The sequence below is a fragment of the Mesorhizobium sp. L48C026A00 genome (assembly GCF_000502375.1).
GTDB lineage: Bacteria > Pseudomonadota > Alphaproteobacteria > Rhizobiales > Rhizobiaceae > Mesorhizobium > Mesorhizobium muleiense.
The window spans coordinates 1-7,451 of record NZ_AYWU01000075.1 but is presented as its reverse complement, the minus strand read 5'-3'; the positions used below and the strand labels follow the sequence as shown (position 1 = coordinate 7,451).

Here is a 7,451-nt window from a genome sequence, read left to right as displayed (position 1 = left end):
GGCCGCGGCTTCGATGAGGCTCAGGTCTCCCTGAGACGGATGAGGATGGAACGGGTCTGGCAGAGCCGGAACGCCCGGGGGCGGGAATTTGGGCAGCGGCTCGGCGCGCCTCGCCCGAGCGCTGCTCAAAGCCCTCTTGCCCGGCCTGTGCCGCTTGCTCTTGAGATGCCGGGAGCTGCACCTGCCGCCAAGCTGTTACATTGGATAGGTCAAATTTGTGCCGGTTCACGCTAGCCTCACGTCCACAGATCAGCTGAGNGGCCTAATTTTCTGCGCGCCGATTGCGCTGGCGCGACGTAGCCCGGCCTTTTGCCAGCTCGGCAGCTACGGCTCGCAAAGAGCGTCGTAAGGCTTGCGGAGCCGCCCCTCAGCTCCCGTCGAGGAGCAATGCACAATTCACATATTTCGAGATGGCTCGCTGGTCTACCGGTCTGCGAGCCCTGCAAGCCGATGCTTCAGATGCCGCCGGTGCAGAGGTATTTCATTTCGAGGTAGTCCTCGAGGCAATGGCGGGAACCCTCCCGCCCGATGCCGGACTGCTTCACTCGGCCGAAAGGCGCGGCTTCCGACGACATGCGTCCCGTGTTCATACCCACCATGCCATTTTGGCCTAATCGATGGGGTGGACGCCCCCTAACGGCATCACAATGNGGCGCGACGTAGCCCGGCCTTTTGCCAGCTCGGCAGCTACGGCTCGCAAAGAGCGTCGTAAGGCTTGCGGAGCCGCCCCTCAGCTCCCGTCGAGGAGCAATCCACAATTCAGATATTTGGAGATGGCTCGCTGGTTTACCGGCCTGCGAGCCCTGCAAGCCCATGCTTCAGATGCCGCCCGTGCAGAGGTATTTCATTTCGAGGTAGTCCTCGAGGCAATGGCGGGAACCCTCCCGCCCGATGCCGGACTGCTTCACGCGGCCGAAAGGCGCGGCTTCCGACGACATGCGTCCCGTGTTCATACCCACCACGCCATATTCCAAGGCCTCGGCCACACGCCAAACACGCTTCCGTTTGAGGCACAAATGTGGGCGGCAAGGCCGTAGATCGTGTCGTTGGCCTCATGCACGACCTGATCCGCATCGTCGAAGCAATCACAGGCGCCCAACCGCCCGAATGTCTCTTTCTTGCGCGATGTCATCTCGCTGGAGACAGGACCGATAGTTCGAAAAACGTGCCATTCGCGCCGATGCGTTTGCCCCCGCATCGAATTCTGCGGCCTTTCGCGACGGCATCGGCGATATGGGATTCGATTTTGGCCAGAGCATGCCTGCGATCAGCGCACCGATCGCCACTCCGGAGCAAAGCCCTCGCCAACGATAAGTGGCGGACTTTCTCCACGAATTCTCGACGAACTCCTTCGTGAACGCCTGACTGGACGGGGGGTAGCCATGCCGAACAGGTCGCATAACCACGCCATCGTTCGGCGACTGCAGCCGCGAAGCGTCTCGAACACATCGGCTCGATGCGGTTGCGTCCAAAATGCATCGGCGAGCGGCGGGAGTCCTGGCTCTGTCGCAAACCTTTCGGTAAGCGGAGCATGGCAAGAAACACGCCTCAGCTGTGGAGGAGCACGTGATGTTCAAGGGCCGCCATTTCGACCAGTCGGTGATCCTGCTTTGCGTGCGCTGGTACCTGGCCTCACATGGGCTTCTTGGGGTCAAGGATTAAATTCAGCAACGCATGAGCAGAACNTCCAAGGTCTGAGCCCGATTTGCATGACCGGCCGTCTCCGAGCACGATCAACCTCACATGCGGTCGCCGTTCAGTACGGCTGCACCAATATCCCGCTTGCGGCGGGCAAGGGCTCAGGAGGATGAAACCATTCTACAAAACTGTGTTTCGGCGTGGAATAAGGACCCCGTTTCAGGGGTGATCGGCGTCCAAAAAGGACCCCTGTAACGCAGGGTTGTCACACTGCCTTCGGTTTGATCGGAGGCATTTGTTTTGGATGTTGGTTGTGGAGACGATTGCGAAGATACGTCGGCTTTCGCTGGTCCAGGGGAAGTCGATCAAGGAGATCTGCCGCGAATTGAGGATATCGCGGAAGGTTGTCCGGAAGGTGCTGCGGTCGGACGCGACGGAGTTCCGCTACGAGCGTGAGCATCAGCCGATGCCGAAGATCGGCCCCTGGCAGGATCAGCTCGACGGGCTTTTAAGTGGCAACCACGGCAAGGCGGCGCGCGAGCGGCTGACTCTGATCCGGATTTACGAGGAGCTTCGCGGGCTCGGATATGAAGGCAGCTACGATGCGGTCCGTCGATACGCCAAGGGCTGGGCGAAGGCGCAAGGATCGGCAACGGCGGAAGCCTATGTGCCGCTGTTCTTCGCGCCGGGAGAGGCCTACCAGTTCGACTGGAGCCACGAGATCGTTCTGATCAACGGCGTGACGGTGACCGTGAAGGTCGCCCATGTTCGGCTCTGCCACAGCCGCATGATGTTCGTGAGGGCCTATCCGCGCGAGACGCAGGAGATGGTGTTCGACGCCCACGATCGGGCGTTTGCCTTCTTCGGTGGCGCCTGCACGCGCGGCATCTACGACAACATGAAGACGGCGGTGGAGACGGTGTTTGTCGGCAAGGACCGGCAATACAATCGTCGCTTCCTACAGATGTGCAGCCATTATCTGGTGCAGCCGGTCGCCTGCACGCCGGCGTCGGGCTGGGAGAAGGGGCAGGTCGAGAACCAGGTCGGCCTGGTGCGCGAGCGCTTCTTCACACCGCGCCTGCGCTTCAAATCCTATGAGGAACTCAACGCCTGGCTCCTCGACAAATGCATCGCCTACACGAAAGCCCATCGTCATATCGACCAGCCGGAGCGCACGATCTGGAACGTGTTCGAGGAAGAGCGCGACAAACTGGTCGAATATCGCGGCCCCTTCGACGGCTTCCACACGGTTCCCGCCTCGGTGTCGAAGACCTGCACGGTGCGCTTCGACAACAACAAATACTCGGTCCTGTCGACCGCCGTCGGCCGGCCGGTCGAGATCCAGGCCTATGCCGATCGCATCGTCATTCGTCAGGATGGCGTGATTGTTGCCGAACATGTGCGTTCGTTCGCGCGCGGCGAGACGATCTACAACCCTTGGCACTATGTCCCCGTGCTCGCCCGCAAGCCCGGAGCGCTGCGCAACGGGGCGCCGTTCCAAGACTGGGTTCTGCCATCGGCAATGGAACGGGTCCGGCGCAGATTGAAGTCCGCGGACGATGGCGACCGGCAGATGGTGGCGATCCTGGCTACCGTTCTCAGTGACGGCCTCGACGCGGTCGAGGCGGCCTGCCAGGAGGCGCTCGACCAGAACGTCTGCTCGTCAGCCGTCATCATCAACATCCTTGCACGGCAGCGCGATCCGGCGCCGGCAATCACCATTCTTACCCCGGAAGCACTCCGCCTGGCGCATGAGCCGGTTGCCGACTGCGCCCGCTACGACAGCCTCAGGAGGGCAAGCTGATGGAACGCACGCAGGTTCTGGAACTAATGGGGACGCTGAAGCTCTATGGCATGCGCAGCGCCTATGACGAGGTCATGGCAACGGGTATCAAGCGCCAGCACGAGCCGCCGAGGATCGTCGGTGATCTCCTGTCGGCCGAGATTGCCGAGAAGCAGGCCCGCTCCATCAAATACCAGCTCACCGTCGCCAAGCTGCCGCTCGCCAAGGACATCGAGGAGTTCGACTTCGACGGCACGCCGGTCAACGAGGTGCTGGTCCGGGACCTTGCCAACGGCACCTTCGTCGCCGACCAGCGCAACGCGGTGCTCATCGGCGGCACAGGAACCGGCAAGTCGCATCTGGCGATTGCCCTTGCCCGTGCCCTGATCCGCAACGGCTCGCGCGGTCGCTTCTTCAACGTCGTCGATCTCGTCAATCGATTGGAGACCGAGCACCGCGGCGGCAAGCAAGGCCGCATCGCCGACTACCTCACCCGGCTCGACTTCGTCGTGCTCGACGAACTCGGCTATCTGCCGTTCGCCCAGGCCGGCGGGCAATTGCTCTTCCATCTGATCAGCCGGCTTTACGAGCGCACCTCGATCATCGTCACCACAAACCTGGCGTTCGGAGAATGGCCCGCCGTCTTCGGCGACCCCAAGATGACCACCGCGCTGCTCGACCGTCTCACCCATCACTGCGAGATCATCGAGACCGGAAACGAGTCCTGGCGCTTCAAGAACCGCGCCTGATCACCCCATCAAGCTGCCAAGCGCGATCCGCACTCGCCGGGCTGCGCAACCCAGACCAGCTCCGCCCGGCGAGCGCTGACCGTCGTGCCTCAAAAAGGGGGTCCCTTTTGCGCGCCGGTCCGGGGTCCCCATTCCAGGCCGATTGACAGAACGGGTTGGCCACCGCATCACCGGTAATCGCACCGGCCAGTCCAACAGTCGCGGCGTGGGCTGGGAGTTCGTTCATGTCTGCATCGACGACGCTTCGCGCGTCGCCTTCTCGCAAATACTGCCCGACGAGCGCAAGGAAAGCGCCATCGCCTTCCTCAAGGCAGCGGTGGCCTATTATGCCAGCCTAGGTATCTCAGTCGCGCGCGTCATGACCGACAACGGCTCGTGCTACAGATCGAAAGCCTTCGCCACGACCTGCCGCGAGCTTGGCCTCAAACATATCCGCACAAAGCCCTATACGCCCAAGACCAATGGCAAGGCAGAGCGCTTCATTCAGACCGCGCTCAGGGAATGGGCCTACGCCATTGCCTACCCGACCTCCGATCATCGGGCCGGAGAACTTCCCGTCTGGCTGCACCGATACAATTGGCATCGACCGCACGGCAGCCTAAAGTCCAAAACACCAATCAGCCGCCTCGGCCTAACCGAGGACAACCTGTTGAGGTTCCACATCTAGCCACGATCGAGGGGCCACCCCTGCTCTCGTACTCCGAGGGGCCACCCCTGCTCTCGTACTCCTTGCGATCCTGATCCAGCGACGAATCGTCAANCCCTGCTCTCGTACTCCGAGGGGCCACCCCTGCTCTCGTACTCCTTGCGATCCTGATCCAGCGACGAATCGTCAAGCCGAGCAGCAAATCCCGGCCTGTTATTGTCAAAGAGCCAACGACCAAAGCCGAGAAGAGAATTTACATGGCGCTTGACCGTGCCCTCCTTGACCTTACCCGCGTAAGCTGACCTCAGCCCTTCGACAACGGTCGCATCGTTGGAATAGAGGGGACCCTTGTCGCGACCGGAGACCCCTATTGGAGGATCTGGCTGCACCGCCGCCGGCACAGAACGAGCATGGTCACGCAACTCGGACGGTGCGGGGGGATTCAGATCAACCACTGACGAATCCGGCGCATNGCAGCACCGAGGCACCCAGCATCGACCCACTGCCTCCGGCGTAGGGCGCCGCGGCGTGTTCTTGTCCGCTCCCTTGCGTCATGAGTTGCGCCTCCCATGGCGATCGTAGAAGGTCCGCGTGCGGAATCGAGTCGAAATATCCCGACAAATCAGCGTCGACCNGCAGCACCGAGGCACCCAGCATCGACCCACTGCCTCCGGCGTAGGGCGCCGCGGCGTGTTCTTGTCCGCTCCCTTGCACCATGAGTTGCGCCTCCCATGGCGATGTATCCACTTGAGGGCCGGGATCATGCACTGGTTCGTCCATTTGCTTTTGCAACCGAGCCCACCTTTCGGCCACCGCGGCCTCGCCAACCGCGGAGGGCGTCTCCTCAGCCCTGGCGAACGCTGGCCCGGCAGGCGCCGCCGGCACAGAACGAGCATGGNCAGCCCTGGCGAACGCTGGCCCGGCAGGCGCCGCCGGCACAGAACGAGCATGGTCACGCAACTCGAACGGTGCGAGGGGATTCAGATCAACCACTGACGAATCCGGCGCATCATGATGGCGCGCCCTTGAGTGACTCGGCTGCAGCACCGAGGCACCCAGCATCGACCCACTGCCTCCGGCGTAGGGCGCCGCGGCGTGTTCTTGTCCGCTCCCTTGCNGCTGCAGCACCGAGGCACCCAGCATCGACCCACTGCCTCCGGCGTAGGGCGCCGCGGCGTGTTCTTGTCCGCTCCTGAGTTGCGCCTCCCATGGCGATGTATCCACATGATGGGTGGGGGCCTGCATCAGCACGCGAGCGCCTGAATTGCCGATCTCGCTCAGCTGCTTAGCTTTCCCAGGGAGATACTCTGGCCGACCCAATGCCTTCTGCGGCCCGCTGTGCTGCGCAGCGGCGTCCCCAATGGCACGAGCCTCCATACCGACTGCGTCTTCCGGACGAGCAGCAAGGGCAATTTCGCGCCCGAGTGCGGCGTACGGCGGGAACTTCCGGAGNCATGAGTTGCGCCTCCCATGGCGATCGTAGAAGGTCCGCGTGCGGAATCGAGTCGAAATATCCCGACAAATCAGCGTCGACCGTCTGCTTTTGCAACCGAGCCAGCCTTTCGGCCACCGCGGCCTCGCCAACCGCGGAGGGCGTCTCCTCAGCCCTGGCGAACGCTGGCCCGGCAGGCGCCGCCGGCACAGAACGAGCATGGTCACGCAACTCGAACGGTGCGGGGGGATTCAGATCAACCACTGACGAATCNTCCCATGGCAATGCACCCACTTGATGGGTGGGGGCCTGCATCAGCACGCGAGCGCCTGAATTGCCGATCTCGCTCAGCTGCGGCTCAGTGGCAACGTCCTGCAGACGACTGTTCGGGGTCCTTTGCCTCTTCGCTGGTCTCAACTCCGCTGTATCATGCTCACGGTTGATGAGGACCTCCTCGCTTGGCAGCTGGTTGCTCCTGTCCTGTGCAGCGATCCGCTCGTCCGGCGCGCCCTGGTCGCCGTAGATCAGGGGACGAAAGGACTCTGCGGGATCCGAGGCTTGGTGATGGTGCCCAGTTGGCACGAAAGACGATGCCACAACAGCGTCGCCTTCATTAGCTTCCCCAGGGGAGAGATTCTCTGGCCAACTGAATGTCTCCTGCGGCCCGCTGCGCTGCACAGCGGCGTCCCCCGTCCCAACGGGGCTTTCCTTAACCGCGTCTCGGGCCTGTCGGTCCATCAGTTCAAAGTTCGTGAGATTATTTGCCGTTCCGAATGTATCGTCACCCCTGAGGCGGGTTTGTAGTGCCTGCCGATTGACGACGAGGTTGTTGAGGTTCACGTCTGGCAGGTCTGGCTGCCATCTTTGCAATCGCCCAACCAGCGCCCGCGTGCCGTCCACCACGTAGACTCCGCAATCCCACTCGTTGCTCTGCTGGGCGATGCGGGGTGAGTCCACGCGGGTCTCTAGGCTGGCGCCCAGCCTTTCTGCGAGGTCTCCTGCAAGCGTGTCATTGCATCCCTTGAAGGAGTCATAATGATAGGCAACCGGCCGTTCCCGGTCGCGGCGATCAACGAACAGCAGCGACCAATGGGTGCCGCGCTCCTCAAGAGTCGTACCGGCATCGCTCACTGGCACGAACAGGAAGTCGGCTGTGTCGTTACCGTTCTGATTATGGACGATGCGCTGGAATGCGCTTAGCAC

1 protein-coding gene and 5 pseudogenes are annotated in these 7,451 nt (G+C 62.3%); 3 read left to right on the top strand and 3 right to left on the bottom strand.

Annotation, left to right across the window (positions count from 1 at the left end; all coding sequences use genetic code 11):
- Nucleotides 1–455: 455 nt before the first annotated feature.
- Nucleotides 456–602, bottom strand: a pseudogene (locus X738_RS84280) (aldehyde dehydrogenase family protein); the annotation flags it as partial.
- Nucleotides 603–818: 216 nt separating this feature from the next.
- Nucleotides 819–1,371, bottom strand: a pseudogene (locus X738_RS85770) (aldehyde dehydrogenase family protein); the annotation flags it as partial.
- 571 nt (nucleotides 1,372–1,942) lie between these two features.
- Between X738_RS85770 and istA the strand changes: the two are divergent.
- The 3 genes and pseudogenes from istA to X738_RS80135 all read left to right on the top strand — a co-directional run.
- A pseudogene (istA, locus tag X738_RS80145) lies at nucleotides 1,943–3,509 on the top strand (IS21 family transposase).
- On the top strand, nucleotides 3,442–4,170 hold the full coding sequence (gene istB, locus X738_RS80140; RefSeq protein ID WP_023804199.1) for an IS21-like element helper ATPase IstB: 729 nt from the start codon (nucleotides 3,442–3,444) through the stop codon (nucleotides 4,168–4,170). The pseudogene istA and the gene istB overlap by 68 nt, the downstream one beginning before the upstream one ends.
- Nucleotides 4,171–4,318: 148 nt before the next feature.
- Nucleotides 4,319–4,837: pseudogene (locus tag X738_RS80135) on the top strand (integrase core domain-containing protein); the annotation flags it as partial.
- A gap of 2,194 nt (nucleotides 4,838–7,031) precedes the next feature.
- Here X738_RS80135 and X738_RS89930 read toward each other — a convergent pair.
- Nucleotides 7,032–7,451: pseudogene (locus X738_RS89930) on the bottom strand (Ulp1 family isopeptidase); the annotation flags it as partial.

Bases quoted from the DNA above. Each gene is read 5' to 3' on its own strand.
- istB (WP_023804199.1), top strand. From the start codon at position 3,442: ATGGAACGCACGCAGGTTCTGGAACTAATGGGGACGCTGAAGCTCTAT.